The sequence below is a fragment of the Sphingomonas sp. 10B4 genome, from assembly GCF_035019905.1.
Taxonomy (GTDB): Bacteria; Pseudomonadota; Alphaproteobacteria; order Sphingomonadales; family Sphingomonadaceae; genus Sphingomonas; species Sphingomonas glacialis.
Genome location: NZ_JASJVC010000380.1, coordinates 1 through 261 on the forward strand (window position 1 = coordinate 1; position 261 = coordinate 261).

1 protein-coding gene is annotated in these 261 nt (G+C 51.0%); it reads left to right on the forward strand.

Translation table 11 applies throughout. The features are described 5' to 3' along the window. Positions 1-80: 80 nt before the first annotated feature. Positions 81-261 (forward strand): ABC transporter permease (locus QN347_RS20195; protein ID WP_323494460.1); only part of this gene is annotated, 181 nt, incomplete at its 3' end.

Consider the following 261-nt stretch of genomic DNA (forward strand, 5'->3'; position numbering starts at 1 on the left):
ATTTATGATGGTGGCAGTGCGGAGGGTTTGCAGCAAATGGCGCAAGGCCAGATATTTGCCGAAGGACAAGGTGGCGCATAATGAACTATTTACAAATCCTCGCCGAGGCCTTCCGTTCCATGAATGGCAACCGCCTGCGTAGTTTGCTCACGATGTTGGGCATCGTCATCGGCATCATCTCGGTGGTATTACTGTTGGCCGTCGGCGATAGCATGAAACGCTTCATTGCCAAAGAATTGGCACAGCTCGGTACCAATATGT